Annotated in this window: 26 protein-coding genes; 13 read left to right on the plus strand and 13 right to left on the minus strand. The window is 44.9% G+C overall.

Annotation, left to right across the window (positions count from 1 at the left end; genetic code table 11):
• The first annotated feature begins 47 nt into the window (after positions 1 to 47).
• Both IRE19_RS15055 and IRE19_RS15060 read left to right on the plus strand, forming a co-directional pair.
• Positions 48 to 503: a DUF86 domain-containing protein gene (locus IRE19_RS15055; protein WP_191716504.1), complete on the plus strand. Its 456-nt coding sequence runs from the start codon at positions 48 to 50 to the stop codon at positions 501 to 503.
• The gene (locus IRE19_RS15060) at positions 493 to 1,263 is read left to right on the plus strand and encodes a TIGR01457 family HAD-type hydrolase (protein ID WP_191716503.1); all 771 of its coding nucleotides are present in this window, start codon (positions 493 to 495) and stop codon (positions 1,261 to 1,263) included. The genes IRE19_RS15055 and IRE19_RS15060 overlap by 11 nt, the downstream gene beginning before the upstream one ends.
• 94 nt (positions 1,264 to 1,357) lie before the next feature.
• On the opposite strand, the gene IRE19_RS15065 is transcribed toward IRE19_RS15060, so the two are convergent.
• Positions 1,358 to 1,594 carry a YuzB family protein gene (locus tag IRE19_RS15065; RefSeq protein ID WP_058385862.1) on the minus strand — a complete coding sequence of 79 codons (237 nt, stop codon included), beginning with the start codon at positions 1,592 to 1,594 and terminating at the stop codon, positions 1,358 to 1,360.
• 152 nt (positions 1,595 to 1,746) lie between these two features.
• Here IRE19_RS15065 and IRE19_RS15070 point away from each other — a divergent pair, with 152 nt between their 5' ends.
• On the plus strand, positions 1,747 to 2,814 hold the full coding sequence (locus IRE19_RS15070; RefSeq protein ID WP_203341020.1) for an NAD(P)/FAD-dependent oxidoreductase: 1,068 nt from the start codon (positions 1,747 to 1,749) through the stop codon (positions 2,812 to 2,814).
• Between the two features lie 13 nt (positions 2,815 to 2,827).
• Here IRE19_RS15070 and IRE19_RS15075 read toward each other — a convergent pair whose 3' ends face one another.
• The gene (locus tag IRE19_RS15075; protein WP_203341021.1) at positions 2,828 to 3,172 is read right to left on the minus strand and encodes a YuzD family protein; all 345 of its coding nucleotides are present in this window, start codon (positions 3,170 to 3,172) and stop codon (positions 2,828 to 2,830) included.
• A gap of 83 nt (positions 3,173 to 3,255) precedes the next feature.
• Here IRE19_RS15075 and IRE19_RS15080 point away from each other — a divergent pair, with 83 nt between their 5' ends.
• The 6 genes from IRE19_RS15080 to IRE19_RS15105 all read left to right on the plus strand — a co-directional run bounded on the left by IRE19_RS15080 (position 3,256) and on the right by IRE19_RS15105 (position 6,941).
• Positions 3,256 to 3,492: a NifU family protein gene (locus IRE19_RS15080; RefSeq protein WP_142828952.1), complete on the plus strand. Its 237-nt coding sequence runs from the start codon at positions 3,256 to 3,258 to the stop codon at positions 3,490 to 3,492.
• 156 nt (positions 3,493 to 3,648) lie between these two features.
• The gene (locus IRE19_RS15085; RefSeq protein WP_191716500.1) at positions 3,649 to 4,011 is read left to right on the plus strand and encodes a HesB/IscA family protein; all 363 of its coding nucleotides are present in this window, start codon (positions 3,649 to 3,651) and stop codon (positions 4,009 to 4,011) included.
• 176 nt (positions 4,012 to 4,187) lie between these two features.
• Positions 4,188 to 5,402 carry an NAD(P)/FAD-dependent oxidoreductase gene (locus IRE19_RS15090; protein ID WP_191716648.1) on the plus strand — a complete coding sequence of 405 codons (1,215 nt, stop codon included), beginning with the start codon at positions 4,188 to 4,190 and terminating at the stop codon, positions 5,400 to 5,402.
• A gap of 117 nt (positions 5,403 to 5,519) precedes the next feature.
• Entirely contained in the window at positions 5,520 to 6,017 is a 498-nt protein-coding gene (locus IRE19_RS15095) for an NUDIX domain-containing protein (protein ID WP_191716499.1), read from the plus strand.
• Positions 6,018 to 6,146: 129 nt separating this feature from the next.
• Positions 6,147 to 6,272, plus strand: a complete 126-nt coding sequence (locus IRE19_RS15100) for a YuiA family protein (RefSeq protein WP_191716498.1) — start codon at positions 6,147 to 6,149, stop codon at positions 6,270 to 6,272.
• A 339-nt stretch (positions 6,273 to 6,611) separates the two neighbouring features.
• Positions 6,612 to 6,941 carry a YuiB family protein gene (locus IRE19_RS15105; RefSeq protein ID WP_191716497.1) on the plus strand — a complete coding sequence of 110 codons (330 nt, stop codon included), beginning with the start codon at positions 6,612 to 6,614 and terminating at the stop codon, positions 6,939 to 6,941.
• Between the two features lie 53 nt (positions 6,942 to 6,994).
• On the opposite strand, the gene IRE19_RS15110 is transcribed toward IRE19_RS15105, so the two are convergent.
• Complete coding sequence (locus IRE19_RS15110) at positions 6,995 to 7,471, minus strand: divergent PAP2 family protein (protein ID WP_191716496.1); 477 nt, start codon at positions 7,469 to 7,471, stop codon at positions 6,995 to 6,997.
• 149 nt (positions 7,472 to 7,620) lie between these two features.
• Here IRE19_RS15110 and IRE19_RS15115 point away from each other — a divergent pair, with 149 nt between their 5' ends.
• Entirely contained in the window at positions 7,621 to 9,114 is a 1,494-nt protein-coding gene (locus IRE19_RS15115; protein WP_203341022.1) for a leucyl aminopeptidase, read from the plus strand.
• A gap of 78 nt (positions 9,115 to 9,192) precedes the next feature.
• On the opposite strand, the gene mnhG is transcribed toward IRE19_RS15115, so the two are convergent.
• The 8 genes from mnhG to IRE19_RS15155 form a co-directional block, all read right to left on the minus strand.
• Positions 9,193 to 9,600 (minus strand): monovalent cation/H(+) antiporter subunit G, encoded by a 408-nt coding sequence (mnhG, locus tag IRE19_RS15120; protein WP_349291287.1) that lies wholly within the window; start codon positions 9,598 to 9,600, stop codon positions 9,193 to 9,195.
• A complete protein-coding gene (locus tag IRE19_RS15125) occupies positions 9,560 to 9,841 on the minus strand; it encodes a Na(+)/H(+) antiporter subunit F1 (protein WP_203341023.1) in 282 nt (93 codons plus the stop codon). Before IRE19_RS15125 ends, mnhG begins: the two co-directional genes overlap by 41 nt.
• Entirely contained in the window at positions 9,838 to 10,317 is a 480-nt protein-coding gene (locus IRE19_RS15130) for a Na+/H+ antiporter subunit E (RefSeq protein WP_203341024.1), read from the minus strand. The genes IRE19_RS15125 and IRE19_RS15130 overlap by 4 nt, the downstream gene beginning before the upstream one ends.
• Before the next feature lie 7 nt (positions 10,318 to 10,324).
• Positions 10,325 to 11,806, minus strand: coding sequence for a Na+/H+ antiporter subunit D (locus tag IRE19_RS15135; RefSeq protein ID WP_203341025.1), 1,482 nt, complete (start codon positions 11,804 to 11,806; stop codon positions 10,325 to 10,327).
• Entirely contained in the window at positions 11,799 to 12,146 is a 348-nt protein-coding gene (locus tag IRE19_RS15140; RefSeq protein WP_203341026.1) for a Na(+)/H(+) antiporter subunit C, read from the minus strand. Before IRE19_RS15140 ends, IRE19_RS15135 begins: the two co-directional genes overlap by 8 nt.
• The gene (locus IRE19_RS15145; protein ID WP_191716490.1) at positions 12,146 to 12,568 is read right to left on the minus strand and encodes a Na(+)/H(+) antiporter subunit B; all 423 of its coding nucleotides are present in this window, start codon (positions 12,566 to 12,568) and stop codon (positions 12,146 to 12,148) included. Before IRE19_RS15145 ends, IRE19_RS15140 begins: the two co-directional genes overlap by 1 nt.
• Entirely contained in the window at positions 12,555 to 14,969 is a 2,415-nt protein-coding gene (locus IRE19_RS15150; protein ID WP_203341027.1) for a Na+/H+ antiporter subunit A, read from the minus strand. The genes IRE19_RS15145 and IRE19_RS15150 overlap by 14 nt, the downstream gene beginning before the upstream one ends.
• Positions 14,970 to 15,306: 337 nt before the next feature.
• Entirely contained in the window at positions 15,307 to 16,539 is a 1,233-nt protein-coding gene (locus IRE19_RS15155; protein ID WP_191716488.1) for an MFS transporter, read from the minus strand.
• 127 nt (positions 16,540 to 16,666) lie between these two features.
• On the opposite strand from IRE19_RS15155, the gene IRE19_RS15160 reads away from it, so the two are divergent.
• Positions 16,667 to 17,365 carry a peptidylprolyl isomerase gene (locus IRE19_RS15160; RefSeq protein ID WP_203341028.1) on the plus strand — a complete coding sequence of 233 codons (699 nt, stop codon included), beginning with the start codon at positions 16,667 to 16,669 and terminating at the stop codon, positions 17,363 to 17,365.
• 101 nt (positions 17,366 to 17,466) lie between these two features.
• A complete protein-coding gene (locus IRE19_RS15165; RefSeq protein ID WP_203341029.1) occupies positions 17,467 to 17,727 on the plus strand; it encodes a DUF1871 family protein in 261 nt (86 codons plus the stop codon).
• Positions 17,728 to 17,974: 247 nt separating this feature from the next.
• Here IRE19_RS15165 and IRE19_RS15170 read toward each other — a convergent pair whose 3' ends face one another.
• Both IRE19_RS15170 and IRE19_RS15175 read right to left on the minus strand, forming a co-directional pair.
• Positions 17,975 to 18,187: a helix-turn-helix domain-containing protein gene (locus IRE19_RS15170; protein ID WP_203341030.1), complete on the minus strand. Its 213-nt coding sequence runs from the start codon at positions 18,185 to 18,187 to the stop codon at positions 17,975 to 17,977.
• A gap of 103 nt (positions 18,188 to 18,290) precedes the next feature.
• Entirely contained in the window at positions 18,291 to 19,628 is a 1,338-nt protein-coding gene (locus IRE19_RS15175; RefSeq protein ID WP_191716646.1) for a sodium-dependent transporter, read from the minus strand.
• Positions 19,629 to 19,775: 147 nt separating this feature from the next.
• Here IRE19_RS15175 and IRE19_RS15180 point away from each other — a divergent pair, with 147 nt between their 5' ends.
• Positions 19,776 to 22,385 carry a hypothetical protein gene (locus tag IRE19_RS15180; protein WP_203341031.1) on the plus strand — a complete coding sequence of 870 codons (2,610 nt, stop codon included), beginning with the start codon at positions 19,776 to 19,778 and terminating at the stop codon, positions 22,383 to 22,385.
• Positions 22,386 to 22,455 lie beyond the last annotated feature (70 nt).

Here is a 22,455-nt window from a genome sequence, read left to right on the forward strand (position 1 = left end):
TTAAGGTAGAAATGAAAGATTTTTAAACGCCTATTGGAGGGTTTTTTATGTATTTTATTGACCGCAACAACATCACTGAAACGATTCAGTATATGAATTCTTTATTGAAGCATTACGAAAGCCAAGAGCAGTGGACTTCGTTCGGCGACCAGCTGGCATTGGAACGGATTGGAGCGAACATCATCGAGTCGATTATTGATGTCGGCAACTCCATGATTGATGGATTTATCATGCGCGACCCTGGAAGCTACGATGATATTATCGATATATTGGTGGACGAAAAAGTGATTACAGAAGAAATGGATCAACCGCTGAAGCAGGTTATTACATTGCGGAAAATGCTGGTGCGGCAATTTATGAAAGTTGATCACCAGGCCATTACGAATGCAATCGATGAAAACCTGGAATCGTTGAAAGCATTTGGCCCGAAAGTCGAACATTATCTGGTTCATGAACTGGGGCCTGTTTCAGCATTTATACCGGAGACGAAGGATGGCAATTAAAACGTATCAAGCTTATTGCCTTGATTTGGATGGGACAATTTTTCGTGGATCGGAAGCGGTTGAAGAAGCGGCAGGTTTTGTCGAACGGCTGCAGGAAAAAGGTGTAGAGCCTTTTTTTGTTACAAATAATGCATCCATGACGCAACAGCAGCTAAAAGACAAAATGGCTGGCTTCGGAATCCGGGCAAAAAAAGAACAGATCATTTCCTCTGCGATTGCTGCAGCAAAATACATCAAACGCTGGTATGCCGGAGATACAGTCTATATGATCGGTTCAGATGGTTTGGATCAAGCATTGCGCCAGGAAGGTTTGACGCGGGTAGGCGATCAGGCGGGAATCGTGCTGATGGGGATTGACCGCAATATTACGTACGACAAGCTGGCAACAGCCTGTCTGCAAATTCGGAATGGGGCAGTCTTTTTATCGACCAATCAGGATTTGGCTTTTCCTTCTGAAAAAGGGTTACTGCCCGGAAATGGGGCATTCACAACTTTGGTAGCCGCTTCGACTGGAGTAGATCCCGTTTATATCGGAAAACCGGAGATGCATATGCTGGAAGCCATTCAGCTGGAGTTCGGTTTCGACAAACAGGATATGGTGATGGTCGGCGATAACTACGATACGGATATCCAGGCGGGTATTCGTTTTGGGATCGACACGGTCCATGTCAATACCGGTGTCAGCCGGATGGAGGAAGTGCTGAGAAAAGAACAGCCTCCAAACTTTGCGATTGAAAATCTTGGATTTTGGGAAATATAAATTAAGGCAGTTTTATATTTTCCCGAACTTTCTGTTATGGATGCCGCTGGCTTTGACAGCTTTCAAGGCAGCAAAAAAGCCGTTTTTCAACGGCTTAAAACAAAGGGTTCTCCTCTATGAATTCATAGACTTTTTTCGTCAGTTCATCTGGAGAGTCCGCTTCAACAATCTCTCCGTTAACCAGGGCATAAAGAGACTCGGAACATTTTGTGCAATAGCTTAAACAGCCGTATTCCAAAACGTCGAGATTGGGATCCCGTTCGAGTTTTTCAAAAGAATCTTGTGCGCCATTGGCAATATTGCTGATGCAAAATTCTACAATCGGTTTCATTCTAAGTCACCTCACTACAACGAAATCCTACCTTTTTTCGCAGCTGGAGTCAATTAATTGATTTCTAGTAAAAGCATTGTGAAAGTTATCACAATCAGCTATACTCATATTTGAGAAATTGATGCGACAGACGAAAATTAAAGGAGATTTTTATGCGAAAACTAGTCTTACTTGGAGGCGGTTACGGCAATATGCGGATTTTGCTTCGTTTATTGCCAACCAACCTTCCTCAGGATACAGAAATCATTTTAATTGACCGGACACCATTCCATAGCATGAAGACCGAGTTTTATGCATTGGCTGCTGGAACAGAAGCAGACCATGAAGTCCGTGTTCCTTTTCCGGAACATGAGCGGCTGACAGTGGTAAATGGCGAAATCCTGGAAATTGGCCTGCAGGAAAAATGCATTTTCATGGAAAGCGGCGAACGCGTTGCCTATGACGATCTGGTGATCGGACTCGGTTGCGAGGACAAATACCATAGCGTGCCGGGAGCGGATGAGTTCACTTTCAGCATTCAGACGATCGGCAAATCCCGTGCAACTTACCAAGCATTGCTTGGTCTTCCATCAGGCGCTGTAGTCGGTGTTGTTGGAGCGGGGCTCAGCGGAATCGAGCTGGCCAGCGAATTGCGTGAAAGCCGAAGCGATTTGAAGATTAAGTTGTTCGACCGCAGTCCACGGATCTTGCGTGATTTCCCTGAACGCTTGAGTAACTTTGTGAAAAAATGGTTCGAGAACCACAATGTTGATGTAGTATCAAACTCCAACATCACAAAAGTTGAACCAAACCTTCTTTATAACCATGAAGAGACGATTCCAGTTGATGCTGTGGTTTGGACAGCGGGAATCCAACCAGTCAAGCCGGTCCGTGACCTTGGTCTTGAGAGCGACAATAGCGGACGGATCGTCATCAACCAATATCATCAGCTGCCGAACGATGAACATGTCTATGTTGTCGGGGATTGTGCCGCATTGCCGATGGCACCTTCTGCCCAATTGGCGGAAGAACAGGCTGAACAAATTGTGAAGATTTTGAAAGCGACATGGAAAGGTGAACCATTGCCTGAAACCATGCCTGAAATCAAACTTAAAGGATTCCTTGGCTCTTTGGGCAAAAAACAAGGCTTCGCTTATTTGGCTGACCGCACAGTTACAGGCCGCATCGCCCGATTAATGAAGTCCGGCGTATTGTGGATGTATAAATGGCATAATGGATAATGAAAAAAAGCGCTCATGATTGAGCGCTTTTTTCATTGGCTTCAGTAAATCCATGTTTTTCAAGTTCACGGTAGACAGGCTTCAATTGGACATAGCCTTCACCAACCACTTCTCCTTCGACCAACACCAGCGGATAAAAGAATTCATCGTCCAATATACGTTGTGCATAATCTTTTTGGTGATCTAGCGAAACAGGTTTCTCAATATCGATGTAGGTAATTGAAAATGGCTGATCCTTGTATTTTCTTGAGATGGCGGCTTCCAGCCATTCGTACGTATCGATTGAAGACGGTGCATTGACACAGCTGGCACAAATAACTTCGGTTCCGTAGACTTCGATGGATATTTCTTTCTGCATAATTTTGAACCTCCTATGAATTCATTAGTGGCTTTTTCTCTCTAATCACATTATAATGATTATAATGAAAGGAGTCGATATAAATGACTGAAGCTTTGATTGAAGATCAAGTAATGGAAGTCTTAGATAAATTACGTCCATTCCTTTTGCGTGACGGGGGAGACTGCGAACTTGTTGATGTAGAAGATGGTATCGTAAAACTTCGTCTGCTCGGTGCATGCGGCAGCTGTCCAAGTTCGACAATTACATTAAAAGCAGGGATTGAACGCGCGTTAGTGGAAGAAGTTCCTGGCATCGTAGAAGTAGAACAAGTATTTTAATGTCAAGGGACCTTAATGGGTCCCTTTTTCTGTATTATATAATCTCTCTAGGCAGTCTTTTTATTGATTTTCGACTTGTTCGAGCGTTTCAAGGCGGACAGCTTGAATAGTAATGAAAAAAATTGCTATGATAACCCATATAGGAAGGTGATTTCATTGACAGAAGTAGTAGAAATTACAGAAGCGGCCTCATTTCAAGTAAAAGAAATGATGCGCCATAACGAAGAAGAAGGATCCTTTTTGCGTGTTGCTGTCAAAGGGGGCGGATGCAGCGGACTGACATACGGTATGGGGTTTGAAAAAACTCAGAGTGATGCTGATGATCTGTACGAGCAATTTGGAATCCCGATTTTGGTTGCGAAAGAAGATGCACCTATTCTCCAAGGCACGGTTGTTGATTACAAACAGTCCTTGATGGGTGGAGGATTTACAATTGAAAATCCGAATGCCATCGCTTCATGCGGCTGCGGAACTTCGTTCCGGACAGCCAAAAAAGCGGGGACACCGGAAAACTGTTGAAAGTCGGTCACAAACCGGCTTTTTTGTTGTGGAAAAACAGCGATAAATTACAGTCACCAGTTGAAATCATGCTGTAAAAGGTCTAGTATAGTGTATAGGTGTTTATCGGTATAACAGGAGTAGGACTCTTAGTGAATATACGATGAAAAAATGACTTGAAGGTGGTTGCGATTGTGTTGAAAAGACCGTCAATATTAGTATTAGGAGCAGGTTACGGTGGATTGACTACTGTAGTGAACCTGCAAAAAGAGTTTGGCACAGATGCTGTAGATATTACTTTGATCAACAAAAACGAATACCATTATGAAAGCACATGGCTTCATGAGGCAGCTGCAGGAACATTGCTTCCAGAGCAGGTGCGTTACGATATCAAAGACGTGATCGATGGTGTGAAAGTGAAGTTCGTCCAAGCTACTGTCGAAGCTATTGATGTAGTTGGCAAAAAAGTTTCTACAGATAACGGCGAGTTTACATACGACTATATCGTTATTGCACTTGGTTTTGAAGGAGAAACTTTCGGAATCGAAGGCCTTGATAAATATGCACTTTCAATTGCTAACGTTAAAGCTGCACGTTATATCCGTGAGCACATTGAATTCCAATTCGCTACATGGTCTGCAGAACCGGTTAAAGATGACAGCCGCCTAACGATTATTGTAGGTGGAGCTGGATTCACTGGAATCGAATTCCTAGGGGAATTGGCTAACCGTGTACCTGAATTGTGCAAAGAATACGATGTCCCGCGCGAAAAAGTTCGTGTCGTCTGTGTAGAAGCTGCACCAATGGTATTGCCAGGTTTCGATCCGGAATTGGTCAATTATGCAGTAGGCCATTTAGAGTCCAAAGGAATTGAATTCTCAATTGGTACGCCGGTTGTAGAAGCAACTCCAGAAGGTGTTAAAATCAAAAAAGGCGACGATGAGTTTGAATTCATCAAAGCTGGTACTGTTGTATGGGCTGCAGGCGTTCGCGGAAACCGTTTGATTGAGGCGACTCCAATCGAAAATATGCGTGCTCGTGTGAAAGTTGACAAAGATTTGCGTGCTCCAGGATTCGACGATGTCTTCATCATCGGAGATTGCGCATTGATGATCAACGAAGAGACAAACCGTCCATATCCTCCAACTGCACAAATCGCTATGCAACAAGGTGAAAATGTTGCGAAAAACTTGAAAGCTTTGATCAGCGGTGATACTACTGTTGAATTCGTTCCAGATCTAAAAGGAACTGTTTGTTCGCTTGGTGAAGATGATGCTATCGGTGTTGTATTCGGCAAAAAAGTGACAGGCAAAAGAGCTTCATTTATGAAGAAAATGATTGATAACCGTGCGTTGTTCATGATCGGTGGACCAAAGCTGGTAATGAAAAAAGGTAAATTCAACGTTCTGTAAAGATTCGATCCAAGCTCCCTTCGCGGGGAGCTTTTTTTGTAGATTTGAAAATATTGACTACAGGCATTTAGTGCTTAATGGCTCATTCTGAATTTCAAGTAAAGGGGGAGATTGTTCGTGGCACGTTCAAAACGCGGCAATGTCTGGCTTGGGGCCGCAGGGCTGGTCGTGAATTCCAGTGGCCAATGGCTGGTCGTTAAAAAAAGATACGGGGGACTTCACGGAAAATGGTCACTTCCCGCAGGATTCGTACAAGGCGATGAAACTATTGATCAAGCGGCAGTTAGGGAAGTGAAAGAAGAAACTGGCATCAATTGTAGACTGGTTGGAATGATCGGGTTTCGTTCAGGGGTCATTCGGGAAGAAATCAGCGACAATATGGCGATTTTTTTACTGGATGCTATCGATGAAGGACAGCCTATCCAAGCGCAATTGTCTGAGCTTTACGAAGCAGGTTGGCAATCGCCTGCTGATTTATCCAATGATGCAGAAGCATCTGTTATGCTTCATGAAATGGCTTCTTTCGTATTAGAAGAAGGATTGGGGTTAATTGAAAACGTAGATCCCGGCAAAGTATTCGGATATTCGGATTATAGGTTATTTTTCAGAAAATGAAAATTCATACACAAAAGAGACAAAAATAACGAGAGATGCGTTATTTTTTTTCTTTTTAGTTGCACTTTATTTGTATTCCATGCTATATTATCAGAATATTACAAACAAGAACAGAAGGAGGTGTTTCGAATGACGATCTTCAAAAAGACTAAAAACGTCAACCAATGCCCTTATTGTGCTGGACAAGGATATTTTCAATTGCGACTGGGCGGTTCAGAAACTTGCTCCTGCTGTTCCGGTTCCGGTAAAAAATAACAAAAAGAAACGAGCGGATCACTTAACACCGTTCGTTTCTTTTTTTATGGAGAATTTCTGTATAAGGGTCTCCACGCTTTTCCCAATGCCCTACTGCTACTTCGGTTGCCCCACTTTTCGGTGTCTAGAATCCAGCAGCCGACACCTCGGAACACAGGCCACTCCGGCTGTGCAGCTGAAAAAATGCTGAACAGCCAGTGCGTCTTATGCCTGTCGAAGTTGAACGGCTGCCTCCGCTTTTCTATCATAAGTGACAAAGCGATGAACTCTGTTCTCCTAGATTGAAAGCCTCTGTTTTTTCGGGTAAACTGATGAAGGGAATAACGGAGGTTAGAATTCATGAACAGTTCATTTACGATTGTGCAATTGATTATATCTATGTTGCTTTTTTATGTAATGTTTTTTGGGATCGGGTTTTTGTTGAATATGTTGCTGCGCATGACTTGGCTGATGGCTATCGTTTATCCGATTGTCATTTTGCTGGTGGTGGATGACGTAGGCGTATTCGATTACTTTACGAATCCGGGTGAATCTTTTTCAATGCTTGGAGACACGATCACTTCCATGACTGGTAGTGATATTGCCGTATTATTAGCCGGTTGGGCTGGAGCCATCACAGCAGGATTTGTGATGAAGATCCTTCGTAAAATGGGATATCAAATGTTTTAAAAAAATCGCCGTTCCGGTTATCCGGATCGGCGTTTTTTTAATGATTCTAATGGTTAGCGCAGTATGCCATAGAAAACGAATGAAATCGCTATACCTGTCAAAGCGCCCATGAAAACTTCACTCGGTTTGTGGCCAAGCAGAGTTTTCAGTTCTTCAATCTTTTCTTCTTCTTTTTTCTGCGGCCATTTTCTGGTTTCATCCATGAAAAGATAGATGTCCTGCCGCATTTTGTTGATTGTCAAAGCTTGCTGGCCTGCCTGAAACCTAACGCCGGTAGCATCGTACATGGTAATGACTGCGAACATCGTTGAAACAGCAAATATTGTGGAAGAGACGCCGTGCTCGAAAGCCACTGCCGTCGTTAAAGATGTTACCGCAGCTGAATGGGAACTGGGCATTCCGCCTGTTGAAGAAAACAGCTTCCAATCAAGTTCACGCGTTACAGCGTACTGAATAGGGATTTTTATAAATTGAGCGAACAGAATTGCGAATAAGGCAATCATTAAAGGCAAGTTAGAGAAAATTTCCATGTGGGGCCACAACCTTTCTTTCTGACTATGGTTTTATCGTACATCAGAAAAGTGGAATTTGCGAACGCTGATTATTCCTTCGTCACACGAACTACTCGAATTTCGAATTAAGTGCTACACTTAAAGAGAACAGATAAAGGAGGAATTTTATGCAAATCAACTTACAGCAGCATTCACAGAATAGCGGTGCCGAAATCCTTATTGTCGGTTTAAGCCGACATCCGGAAAACAGCAGAGGATGGGATGAATTTGCAAAGCGTTTTGATGGCAAATTAGAAGGCTGGGTCAAAGATGATCTGTCATTCGATTTAAAATCGTTGATCACCTATCCGTCAATGTCTGGAGATGTTCCACGCGTCTTATTTATTGGGTTGAATGACCGTAAAAAATTGACGGAAGAAGACTTGCGTTCATGCTTTGGATTGGCAGGCAAAGAATTAGCTAAGAAAAAAATTAAGCATGCAGCAGTCTACCTGGAATCGTTTGAGAACGACAAAGTCACATCAGAAGATATTGCCTTTTTGGCTGCAGAAGCAATTACCATGGGAGGCTATAGTTTTGATGATTACAAGACGACATCCAATGAAACACAAGTAAAATTGGAAGCTTTGACTTTCTTATCCAATGACGGTTCTGAGGATATTGAATCGGCTGCAATCATCGGCTCTGTTTTCGGTCAATCTGTTAATGAAGCCCGGACCCTTGTCAATATGCCGGCGAACATCTTAACGGCAACAGCGATGGGAGAGTATGCACGGGAGCTTGGCGAAACCTACGGCTTTGAAACGGATATATTAGGCAAAGCTGAGCTTGAAGAATTGGGCATGGGTGCAATTCTTGCAGTTAACCAAGGATCGATTGAAGAGCCTCGCCTGATCGTTTTGAAATACAAAGCGACAGAAGGTTTTGAAGACCCATTAGCGCTTGTCGGCAAAGGAATCACATTTGACACTGGCGGCTATTCGATCAAGCCGAAAGACGGCATTGTCGGCATGAAAGGCGATATGGGCGGTGCCGCTGCAGTGCTAGGTGCAATGCGGATCATTGGAGAGCTGCAGCCGAAGCAGAATGTCATAGCGGTTATTGCCTCAACTGATAACATGATTTCAGGAAATGCTTTCAAACCAGATGATGTCATTACATCCATGAGTGGTAAAACCATTGAAATCCTTAACACCGATGCTGAAGGGCGATTGGTGCTGGCAGATTCCGTGAGCTATGCGAAGCAACTTGGTGCCACTCGTATTGTCGATGTAGCGACGTTGACGGGCGGCGTTATTGTAGCATTAGGAAAAGACAAAACAGGTGCTTTGACGAATGACGAAGCCTTCTTTGAAACCTTCCTGGAAGCCTCTATGGAAAGTGGCGAGTTTGTCTGGCGTTTGCCTTTAACAGAAAACGATAAGAAACGCATCCGAAAAAGCAACGTGGCCGATTTGAATAATTCGCCTGGCCGCGATGGCCATATGATTTTTGGCGGGGGGTTTGTCGGTGAATTTGCCGGCGATACTCCTTGGATTCATTTGGATATTGCAGGTACCTCTGATGCAGACGGCCCACATGATTTGGGGCCAAAAGGCGGAACCGGTGCAATGGTCAGAACTTTAGCGATGCTAATTGAAAAGATGGCAGACGAAGACTGAAACACAACAGAAGCTTTAGAAAATAAAAGAAGAGTCAAATAGAAAGCAGCCTGCAGAATTTTTTCTGCAGGCTGCTTTTCAATGTTCGATGCTTTTGTTTTCGTCTATTTCTTTCTTTTCTTCTTTCAGAGCGTCTTTCATATCGTCACGGACCGTTTCTTCAGCCACTTTGATGCCGGACATATAGGAAGCGCGTCCAATCAAATGGCCGCCTACAGGAGCCGTGATAAAGAGGAAGACAATGGCGATGACCATCTGTGTATTGAAGATGCCTTCAATCAGCCAAAAATGGATGAAGGTGGCCATCAATACGCAGAGAACGCCAAGCGTAGAGCTCTTGGAGGCGGCGTGTGTGCGTGTGTAGACATCCGGTAAACGGATAAGCCCCAACGCCGTAACTACGCTGAAAAGGACTCCTGTGCTCATTAATACAATGATGAGGATATTAACGATTGTCGTTTCGATCGAAAATCTCTCCTCTCTCAAGGAATTTCGCGAAGGCAGTAGTTCCGATAAAGGACAGAATACTCAACAACAAGATAATTTCCAGGAAGAATTCCGTTTCATTTATCAAGGACAGCAAAGCAACAATTGACACCAGTGAAATTCCGATGGCATCCAGTGCCACTACGCGGTCAGCGATTGTCGGACCTTTAACAAGCCGGTAAAGCAACCCTGTAAATCCTATGCTGACAATGATAAGTGAAATCCAGTAAAACATCATCATGGGCGGCTCACCTCCAGAATGGCACGTTCGAATGTATCCTTGATGGAATTGACAGCATCATCGATGTCTTCAAAATCGAGTGCGTGGATAAAGAGCCTTTTCTGATCGTTTGAAATTCCGACAACCAGTGTTCCAGGCGTCAATGTGATTAAAGCAGATAAAAGGGTGATTTCCCAATCCTCTTTCAACTCAGTTTCCAGTTCGAAAATAGCCGGTTTTAAGTTCATATTAGGTTTAAGGACAATCCGCAAAACCTGGATGCTCGACATGAGCAGTTCTTTAAGAAACAACAGCACCAGAAAGATGACGGCCCACACCCGGGAAGTATACAGCCGGTAGGAAAAGAACCGGCGCATCAAAATGATGATGCCGAGGCCCACAAGAAAGCCGATGGCAAATCCTGCAGGGCTAAAGGAAACGGTCATGAACATCCAGACAAAGGCCAGGAAGAAATTCAATAAGATTTGTAAAGCCATATGTCACCTACTCCTTTAATACCGCATCTATATAGATGGATGGATTCAGCAGCACTTCACCCGCGCCTGAAATGAACGGCATGAAGAGTTCCGCACCGACCCCAAATACCACTGTAATGGCAACGAGGATGACCGTCGGGATAAACATTTGATTAAAAACGGATTTCTTTAGAGGAACGGTTTCAACCGGTTCGCCCCAGAATGCATAGATGAAAATGCGTACAGCACTCAATAGTACAATCAGGCTAGTCGCCAGGATGACAATGCTGCCCCAGAATTGTGGTCCTTCAAAGCCGCCTTGGACAATCAACAGCTTGCCTGGAAATCCGCTAAGCGGAGGTATGCCGGCAAGGCCAAATGCTGCAACCAGATAGGTCCAGCCAAGAAACGGGTAGGTTTTGATCAATCCACCCATTTTCCGGAGGTCGGTCGTACCGAACAAGACCGCTACAATGCCAACTAAGAAGAACAAGGCTGCTTTGATCAGCATATCATGTAGCAGATAAAAGATGGAGCCATCAACTCCAGGCTGGTTTAATTGCGCAATCCCGAATAGAATCACACCGACAGCAATGATGATGTTATAGATGATGATCTTTTTAACGTCAAAATAGGCAAGGGCACCGACACATCCGGCGAGGATGGTCAATATTGCAATGATTCCAAGCAATTCATGGGTAAAGGCAATATTCATGGTAAAGAACAGCGTGTATGTACGCATGATTGCATAGACGCCGACTTTTGTCAGCAAAGCGCCAAACAGAGCCAATATTGGAACAGGAGGCGAGTAATACGACCCCGGTAGCCAGAAGTACAGTGGGAAGATTGCAGCTTTAAAACCGAAGACTACTAGGAACATGACAGCTATGACAGTCAGAATCCCGGTTTCTTCAATTTGTGGGATCTTCACTGCCAAATCCGCCATGTTCAACGTTCCGGTAACAGAATAGAGGAAAGCGACAGCTGCTACAAATAAAGCGGATGAAATGATGTTCACCAGCAGATATTTGATGGATTCGCGCAGTTGCGGTTTTTCTCCACCATGGACGATTAAGGTATAGGAAGCCATTAGCAGCACTTCGACAAATACGAACAAGTTGAAAATATCGCCTGTCGTAAAGGCGCCATTGACACCGACCATCAAAAATAGGACAGCCGAATAATAAAAGGATTGCTCACGTTTCACGCCAATCGTCGGAAAACTGTAAAACACAACGAATAAGGTGATGATCGAAGTCGTGACCACCAATAAAGCGGACAGCGGATCCGATACCATGGATATACCGAACGGTGCCGGCCAGCTGCCAAGTGTCACGGCCTGGACACCATCTGCATTGACTTTAGCCAATAGGAACAAAGCGGCGATCAACGTTGCGCCAGCGCCGGTTGCAGCAAGGGAACGCTGAAGTTTCAGGCGTTTCGGGAAAATCATCAGGACAGTAGCAAAAAACAAAGGAATGATGATTGGAAATAGCAGTAAATTACTCATGGTCTTCAGTTCCTCTCAGCAAATCCATATTGTCGGTACCGAGCTCCTGATAAGACCGGTAAGCAAGCACTAGGAAAAATGATGTAACAGCAAATGAAATGACAATTGCTGTCAAAATCAATGCCTGTGGAAGCGGATCAGCGTAATCGCTGATACTGACTCCGTCTGCCACGACAGGAGGGGAGATTCCTCCAAGGCCACCCATCGTCAATAACAGCAAATGGGCGCCATGGCTCAATAGCCCAGTCCCGATGATGATGCGTATCAAGCTTTTTGAAAGCATTAAGTAAACAGCTGCCATAAAGAGAAATCCGATGGCAACCGACATTATTATCTCCATTATTCATCCTCTCCAATCGTTTGAATAATGGTCATCGTTACACCGACAACAACCAGGTAAACACCTGCATCGAACAGCATCGCTGAATGCAGAGAAGTTTTACCGAAAAGCGGTAAATCAAAATAATCATAAGCATGTGTAAAAAATGGAACATCAAAGATGATGGAGGCGGCAGCAGTGGCAAGCGCCAACAGCAAGCCGATCGCTGTCATCGTCACATAATTGAGCGGCAGTATTTTTTTTACGGTTTCAATATCAAACGCAAGCATCAGCAGCACGATTGCACTGGTAGTCAACAAGCCGCCGACAAAGCCGCCGCCCGGTGTGTAATGTCCAGCAAAAAATATGTGGACGGCAAACATCAGGATGATGAAAGTCACTACTTTTGTAGCCGTTTGAAGCATGACATCATTTGTTCTCATGCTGACCCTCCTTTTTGGTCAACCGCAGTTTAATCATCGTAATGATGCCAATGCCGGCAATGCCCAGCACTGCAATCTCAAACAATGTATCAAACCCGCGATAATCAACTAATATAACGTTGACGATGTTTCCGCCGCCTGCTTCAGAGTAAACCGTTTCCTTGTAGAACTCAGAAATCGAAGGCAAGAACTTCTGGGAGTGAGCGGACAGCGCGACCAATGTCATAGTGACCCCAACACCCAATGCAATCAATGCGTTACCAAGGCGGAAACGCATGCGCTCTTCTTTGCGGCTGATCTGCGGCAAGTGATAAAAAGCCAGCAGGAACAGGGCAACGGAAATGGTCTCGATCACCAGTTGTGTCAACGCCAAATCCGGTGCACGGAAAATGACGAAAAACAGCGCAACTGAATAGCCGACTGCCCCGAGAGCGATAATCGCGGTCAGCCTTGATTTTGAAATCAAAATCGTTAACGTCGAGCCGACCAAAGCCAGCAGGATGACGATTTCATAAAAGCCGATTGGTGCCAGGTTAGTCACATCAAAAGCGAAAGATTCAGTCAAGAACAGCGTTCCAAGAACAATGATGACAACAAAGCTGAACATATACACCAAATAAGAGCGGATAAATCCGGTCATGTAAAGCTTGGAAAAACGGTTCGCTCCGGTATCGCTCATAAACATCAGGTTGTCATATAACGCATTCAATGAAACAGAATCAGGGAAGCGGTCATAGCTCTTTTGCCACTTGTGCAGAGTCCAGAACATCAGGCCGCCGACAGCAAAAATGCCGAGTGTCATAAAGAGCTCGGTATTAAAACCATGCCAAGCTGATACATGGACATCCACTTCTGACGGTGAGTTATACAAGAATGGCTGGATAGCCATTACAGCTGGTTTCACAAGCCAGTCGCCGACGCGATTCGGAATAAAGAAAATCACGATAACAAGTACAGCAAGGAATATAGGTGAAATAAGCATACCGATCGGCGCTTCGTGCGCTGGTTTCGGCAATTCCTCCGGCTTGTGCTTGCCGGCAAAAGTATGAAACACAAAATAGAAACTGTAGATGAATGTGAAAACAGAACCAAGCCATGCCACAATCGGGAACAGAACGCCCCAAACGTCCATGGAGAATAAATCGAATTCAGTTAAAGACAGCATGGCTGTCAGGAACATTTCCTTGCTCAGGAACCCGCCGAATGGAGGCAGTCCTGCCATAGAAAAGGCGCCGACCATGGCGACGGTGAAACTGATCGGCATTAAGCTCATGAGGCCGCCGAGTTTTCGGATATCCCGTGTGCCGGTCTCATGATCAACGATACCGGCAATCATGAACAGGCTGCCTTTAAAGACCGCATGGTTGATCAAATGGAAAATAGCTGCGAACCCTGCATACTTGAATGTGGTTTCCGCTATATTGTCGATATGATAGCCGGCAGCAGAAGCTCCCAGTAACGACATGATCAAGCCCAGCTGAGAAACGGTCGAGAAAGCCAGAATCCCTTTCAGGTCTTTTTGTTTCAAGGCGAAGAAAGAACCCCAGAACATGGTAAACAAGCCGACTCCGGCGACCAGCCACATCCAGGTACCGGATAGCGCGAAAATAGGAGTCAGGCGAGCCACCAGGTAAAGGCCCGCTTTAACCATTGTCGCTGAGTGCAAGTATGCACTGACTGGAGTAGGCGCTTCCATTGCATCCGGAAGCCAGATATAGAACGGAAACTGTGCAGACTTCGTGAAGGCACCGAACAGCACCAAAACGAGTGCCCAGATGAAGAAGTCATGTGTTGCCAACTCAGCTGCCTGCGGAATTAATTCGCGGATGGAATATGTATCGCCCATAATGCTCAATAGCACAAATCCCCCGAGCATCATCAATCCGCCAAAAACAGTAATCATCATTGATTTCAATGCGCCAAATCTCGACCGGTCGCGAGTATACCAGTAACCGATCAAAAGGAAAGATGAAATCGATGTCAATTCCCAGAATAAGTAAAGGGTGATTAAATGGTCACTTTGGACAATGCCGAGCATTGCCGTCATGAACATCAATAAATAAACGTAGAAGTTATGTAATTGTTCACGGTGTTTGTCCAAATAAAATATGGAATACAACACCACTAGCGCCCCAATGCCGGTAATCAGCAAAGTGAACAGTAGGCTTAACCCATCGATATATGCAACGAATGCGATATCAAGCGAAGGGATCCATTGGAATTCAGAAACTAAATTGCCGCCTTCGATGGTAGTAGGAAGCAATGAGAGATAGTAAATGAATAGCGCGACAGGGACAACCAGTACAAACCAGCCAGTATGGATTTTTCCGACTTTCTTAAATAGCAGCGGAATAAACAAAGCTGCAAGCAATGGTAAAAAGATTAAAAATACAAATGACAAATGAATCCTCCTTCCAGCATAAAGAGAAACTTCAATCAGCGGGTGCTTCATCCCTCAAGAATTATTTGTTGATCCAATTGGGCTTCTGTGGACAGCACATCTCCCAGCATAAAAGTGGGAGCATGGCGTTCCGTTAAAGCGGGATAAACGTGATGAGTTTCTAATTAGAAATTATAACGCAAATCAGGTGGATTTGCACCGTTCATCAATTAGCACAGCTGAATTCCTATGGCTTTCTCTGAGCTTTTGTAATAGGAAGAAACCTGATTATGTTCATTTTGTGAATTTGAAAAAAAGAGCAGCAAAAAGCCGGTTTTCCGATGAAAACCAGCTGAGCTTACATATTCTTTAATTCCTGTTCCAACAATACGTCTTCAAAATCCTGTTCAGGTTTTGCTAACGTATAGCGCAGGAAGCCGAAAGCAAGGACGAACAGCACACCTGTTACGATAAAGACGGAAGAGATGCCGATAAAGCCGCTGACGATGCCCCCGAACATCGGACCGATGATATTGCCGAGGAAACGGAAACTGGTATTATAGCCCATGATTTCGCCTTGGATTTCAATCGGTGCTTCCCGGCGCATCAAAGCGGTGGTCGTTGGAATCATTCCGCCGACTGCAATGCCGAATAGCAGGCGCAAAATGATCAATTGCCAAAGCTCAGTGACGAATGCCTGCGGAATGATAAAAATGAATGCCAACAACAGCAGAAACCCGAGAACTTTCTCATAGCCGATGGAATCACCCAAACGGCCCCAGCGCCGTGCAAATAGCAAGTTGCCAACACCCGTGGCACTGAACGTGATCCCTGCAAGAAACGCCACTTGCCCACTGCCTTCTGTCAGATGCGCAACGTAGAGAGACAATAGGGGTTGGATGCTGAAATTCCCGATTTGAATCAACGCGGTAATGATCATGACATTTAAAATCAGGCGATGGCTTAAAATCCCGTTGACAATGGTCTTCGGTGCATAGACATGGGCGCCTTTTTGTTTAACGCGTCTGATTTCATGGAGACCGAAAACCACAAACAAAGCGGCAATGGCAATTACACTTGCTGTAATGAGGAACGTATACTGGAAGCCGAATGCATCTGCCATCAAGCCACCGAGGACAGGGCCGAACAGCGTCCCGGAAACACTGCCCATTTGCAATGTTCCGAGTGTTTTCCCAGCCGTTTCTTTAGAGGTCTGCGAACTGACAAATGCCAGGGAAGTAGGGATGAACCCAGTCACCACACCCATGAACAGGCGGATTAAAAACAGTTCGGTAACGGAGTCGGCGGTGCCCATCATGAAAATGCTGATGGCAATCCCAAAGCCGTTGATGATTAATATCGGCTTAAAGCCATATTTGTCAGCAATGCGTCCCCAGATCGGAGACATGATCAAGGCGGCGACAAACGTAACGCCAAATACCAGGCCCGACCAGCGCTGGACGTATTCATCCGTGAAATTGCCGAGCGATTCGATGTAAAGAGATAAGAATGGCATAATCATCGTGGTGCTGCCGGCAACGAGGAAATTGGTGAACATGATAATAAAGAAATTCTTTTTTTGAGTATCCATATGGACCCCTTCTTTCTGAACGGAGCATCTGTTCCTATTATATGATATTTCGCTTCACGAAGAAAGTGTTGAAACTTACCAATGAATTCAAAAAACTTCTATGCTAAAATAGAACGGGGTGAAAACGATGAAAAAAACAATGATAACGCCAATTTTATTAGCATTATTTCTTGGCGCATGCTCAGAAGAAGCGGGTCCGAAGACTGAAGAACCAACAGAAGCGACAGAAACCGCAGTTGTTGAAGTGGACGGTTATCCGCAGTTGTCCACTGAAGTGGCAGACAACGAAGCACTAGTCGAACTGACGACTTCCATGGGAACCATGCAAATTAAGCTATTCCCGGAAATTGCACCAAAAACCGTGGAGAACTTTTTAACACATGCAGAAGAAGGCTATTATGACGGGTTGACTTTCCACCGGGTCATTGAAGACTTCATGCTCCAGACCGGAGATCCGACCGGTACAGGGGGCGGTGGCGAAAGCATTTACGGTGCTCCATTTGAAGATGAATTTCATGACCACCTTTTCAACATCCGTGGTGCATTGTCGATGGCCAATGCCGGACCTGGGACTAATGGGAGCCAGTTCTTCATTGTTCAGGCTCCTCCGGTAGCGGAAGGGGATTTAGCTGGCGATTATCCGGAAGAAATTCGGAAAGCTTACCTGGAACAAGGAGGCACACCTTGGCTTGACGGCAAACACAGCGTATTCGGCCAGGTGATCGAAGGCATGGACGTGGTCGACGCCATTGCTGCGGTTGAAACAGAGCAGGAAAAACCTGTCGAAGACGTAACCATCGAATCTATAGAAATTTTAAAACAGTAGTTCACTGCAGAAAATCCTTGTAACGGGATTTTCTGCTTTTCTTTTTTTGAGTATGTGCTATTATAGCCCTTAACGCTAGAGAAATGTTAGGTGAAAAACTAATGGAAATAAGGGAAATGAACAGAAAAGCTGTTTTGGTCCTGGAAGAATGGGATCCTTTCACCATCGGTTCTGAAGGTTATGAAACGCAAATTGCAGACGTTATTATACAATTGGGCGTTATAGACCATCCATCAGATCTTGCAAAAGAAATACAAAGTATTTACAAAACGTCTTTTGAAAAGTGGATTCCACTGGAGCGCTGTGTGGACATTTCCTACAAATTGATTGCCCTTAAGTATGAGGCGAAGCACATTATTTAACAAAAAAAAGAGCTTTCGACGAATTTTCGTCGAAAGCTCTTTTTTGTTGATGGTTTATCCCGCTTTAACGGGCAGTAAGACTCCCGCTTCTACAAGCGGGAGATCAACTGACCGTAAAAGTCCGATTGGATCGGGCCGACAGGATGTCGGTTACATAGGCGTTGCCGCAGGACGCGGCGCGTTTAGCCTATGTTCTGCTTTTTATCAGTGGGGGATGAAGAAAACCCCCACTGATTGAAGTTTCTCTTTATTTTGATCCTAATCCGTCTACTAAGTTCGAAGCAGGAACTTCCAACGCATTTGAAAGGATCAAAATGGTTTGGTTTGATGGGACTTCTGCGCCGCTTTCATAGGCTTGTAGCTTAGCGACACCGATTCTTGTTTTTAGGGACAATTCATCTAACGAAAGGTTACGCTCTTCACGAAGCGCTTTTAATTGGGCGTGTAAATCGTTTTTCACATTTATCCACTCCTTCTATATGGAACTTTCTTCTATTTATATAGTATCATGCACAGAATTTTTTCGATAGAACAAGTTGTGGCTTTTTTTGAACAGTTTCCACTCATTGGAAAATAGCGATGATTCCTTGGATGAAGACAACAATGATGGCAATCGGTGCGACATAACGCACCAGTACCCGCCATACATCAACCCAGACTTTCTGTTGGGAAAGCTCGTTGTGGGCGTCTTGCTTTGTCAAAACATAGCCTGCAAACAAGGATGTAAATAAAGCGCCAAGCGGCAAGCCGACTCTGCTGGTCAAAGTATCAATGAAATCAAAGAACGTAAAGCCGAAGAATATTTCCTGCGGCATAACACCGAAAGACAAGGCACTCGGAATACCGACGATGAAAATCATTAAGCCAAAAATCAACGCGACTCGGCGGCGGCGGTCATATTTGTTTTTGACACCGATCGATACCGTGATTTCAAGCATAGAAATAGACGAAGTCAACGTAGCGAACAACAACAAGATAAAGAAGATAATCATCAGGAACTCACCCATGAACAATTGGTCGAATATCGCTGGCAAAATGATGAACACTAACCCCGGACCCTGATCTGGCGTATAGCCTAAAGCGAAGACGGCCGGGAAGATGATCAGCCCAGCCATGATGGAAATCACGATGTTCAACGAGACGACGCTGACAGAAGAGCGTGTGAGATTTTCCGACTTGGACAGGTACGACGCATAAGTGATCATTCCTGCAACACCGACACTCAAAGAGAAGAACGCTTGTCCAAGTGCAACCAATGCGGTCTCGAAATTAAAGAAAGACCAGTCCGGAATAAACATAAAGCGTACGCCTTCCATGGCGCCGTCCAACGTCAGTGACCGGATCATCAGAATCAGGAAGAAAATCAACAAAGCCGGCATCATGATTTTGCTGGCACGTTCGATTCCGCCTTTAATCCCTCCTTGGACAATCCAGATGGTCAAGCCCAGGAAAGCGGCTTGGGCAAGAAGGACTTCCCATGGATTAGTGATGATGCCATTAAACAAGTTGGCAAACTCGGCATCTCCTAAATCCGAGAGCTGGAACAGAATGGAGCGTCCCAAATAAGATAGGACCCATCCTCCCACAACACTGTAAAACGACAATATAAGAAACGAAAAGATAAATCCAGACCATCCGATCAAATACCATGGTTTACCGGGAGCTTGTTTTTTCAATCCGCTGACAGCATCCGCCTGGCCTCGACGGCCGATAACGAATTCTGCAAGAAGAATCGGCAATCCGATTGCCACGGTGCTGATAATGAACAGCAGAATAAAGACACTGCCTCCGTTTGCACCGGTTTCGTATGGGAATTTCCAAATGGCTCCTAAGCCGATGGCACTGCCTGCAGCTGCAAGAACAAAGCCTAGCTTAGAACTCCATTGATCACGTTTTTTCATCATGTCACTCCTATCTCATATAGATTCACTCATTTTACACGACAGGCAGTAAAAAAAATAGCAGTATTTGAAACGCTGAGGCATTTTGGCCGTATAATAATCAAAACGATAAAAATTGATTATTCAAACGAATCGGAGAGTGGAGCTATGGCTTCTGAAACAAATCTTTACGGACAGGCCCAAAAAGGAAATTCAGCTGCTTTTTATGAATGGGCAGAGACTATCCAACCGGACAGTGGCCGCTTTGCTTACCAATTAGGTGTTTCTATAGAAGTACTGCCTGACTTTCAACGCCAGTGCCTGCAGCTATTGTTTGAGGAAATCGGCGGCTTGGCGCAAGAACAGGCACAATTGCAACTCTTTAAAACTATGGTTAAGCACTATTCAACATATACCGCTCCACTTCAAACAGATTCCAATCAGGCCATACTCGGCTTTCCGGAAGACAATGAACTGCACAGTGAGCTGCAGAAATTAGAATCGGACCAGAAAATCCCTTTAGTATTGGCTGTTTTTCACAACTGCACAAAAACGGATATCGCCACGGTGATGGGCATGCCGGAATCGCAGGCAACCCGATCAGTGGAACAGGGGTTAGCAATTTTAGAGCAAACTTTTCATTATAGTAAGCAGCAGCTTCTGCTGCGTTTGGAGATGCTCCAGAAATCTTACCAGCGTTTTGAGCCCCCGGAGCCTGCTGGCTTACAAAAACCTATTGAAATCGGAGTTCCTCTCGCTGATGATGCTTCCGCAAAAACGGTTGTTCCTCGGCCGTTCAGAAGAAAAACGGCGGTTCTGCTGGGGGGTGCAGGACTGTTTATAGCGTCTATCATCGGCATCAGTTTTATGATGGACGACCAACAGACAAAAACCGCCGGTACGACAGAATGGCAGCAAGTCGAAACAGTGACAGAGGACATGATGGCAGACTGGAAAAGACAATACGAAAGCGTTAAAGCTTCTTCTCCTGAGCGATTGGGGATGTCTCCTGAACAATACGGAAAGCTTGATTATGTCAAACAAGCGGATGCTGAAATGGCGCGTGTTTTTAGTGACAGTACAGTGGATTCATTAGAAGGCGACCCCGAGGCTATGCAGCTTGCTGTTGAACAGATCCTTTGGCAGATTGAAACACCGCGGGGCATGGCTCTTTCGTTAGGCGCCTCTCATCCACTGCCTTCTGAAGAAGTGGATGAGTTTCTTCGGAATTACACAGCAAAAGCGACCGAACTGCAGCATTTTGCAGACAACATACTGCTGAATTATCAAGAAGAATTGGAAACTACCGCCGTTATGGGCGAGCTATCTCCGGAAAAGCTTCGGGCCCAGCCTGATGTATTTCCTGAAGAGTTGAGGTTGCTTGTCGAAGCTTTGCCCGAGTATGCACTTTTTCCTTTTGTCGATATGGAACGAGAACATTTCCGAACCGTTCGGGACGTTAATTATTTGCAGCAGCAACAGCCATTCATTGGCCATCCCTATGCGGGGCAGTATTTGCAGATATGGAGTGAAGAACCTTATTTTAACGACAATGGATTTTTGATTCCTCTTGAAAATGTTCCACAGAAACTGATTTTTAAGGAAATGGCATTATTGGATGAGTGGGGAGAAACATCTCTATTTGACGGAACGGAAGTCGCTTACCAGCAAGTTTTTTGGCAAATGATGAAAGGCAATGACAATTCGCCTGTTTTTGATGACCAAGGCAAGGTGAAGAATGAATATAGAGCCGCTTGGAACAATGCCGCTTCATCCAATCCCATGGCTTTTCTTCTGCTGCCGATCCTGGATGAAATGGAAGCGAGCGGATGGACTGCTTCCGCACATTACGATGAACTGCAGTTCCATGATATTTTGGATGCGCTGGAAATGGAGAAGGCGGGAAGCCTTGCCGGCCGTTTGCCGAATGGCGATCTGGAGCTTGAAGAAGAGTTTGTCGACCTGCAAGATTTTGATTACAGCCGCATTAAACCATTGTACGAATCTTTCCGGGCATCCTACGATCTGCAGCTTCTGGCGGGTGTTCCGCCCCTGGATGTGCTGTTCATGTACCATTATGCCAATGAAATCAATGACAGGGACACGTTATGGCACCTTTTGGCAGACAGCCCATTAAAGCCGCCGCTTGCAGCATTTAAGGAGCAGTGGCAAAATATTCCGAAGCTGACGGAAAATGTGGCCTGGGTAGAACTTTCCAAAGATATCTACAAGCAGCGGGTAAAAGAAAAAATCTTTATTTATCCCCATATTCAAGCGGAGCAGTATGATGAACGCCTGGAACTGATGCTGGTCACTGAGAAAGACCGAATTTGGCAAGTCGATTACCAGCAATATGATAGTTACAAATTGCAGGGGCAAGATCAGCAGTTCAAGCGGACAGTCGACTCGCTTTATGGAATGATTTCAGGGGATTCCGGAAAACAGCTGCCTAGCGATACCGACCCTGGAGAAGTGGCAGGCGTATTCTTTAAAGCAATTGAAAGCGAAGATATCCCGGCCATGAGAAAGCTTGTAGCTGAAAAGGACCTTCCAGATGAAAGATTCGAGGCTTTTTTGGAGCTGCGCAGTTTCCGTCCGTTTTCCGAGTTCCATCAATTGACGTTCAAGACCTTTTTTGATGGCACACATTCCGGAATACCAACTGGCAGAGCTGAAATTCAATACGAAGCTGGGGCGCAGGATAACCTGTATGAAGAGTTTCTATTCATGAAAAAAACCGCAGATGGCTGGCGTATGTCGGAGTTAAATAGTTACTGATTTTACTATCAGCATATAGTTGTGCTATAATATACAGATGCCAATAGGTGTACAGGACAATTAGATATGA

This window comes from Planococcus beijingensis, assembly GCF_016820615.1.
Classification (GTDB): Bacteria; Bacillota; Bacilli; order Bacillales_A; family Planococcaceae; genus Planococcus; species Planococcus notacanthi.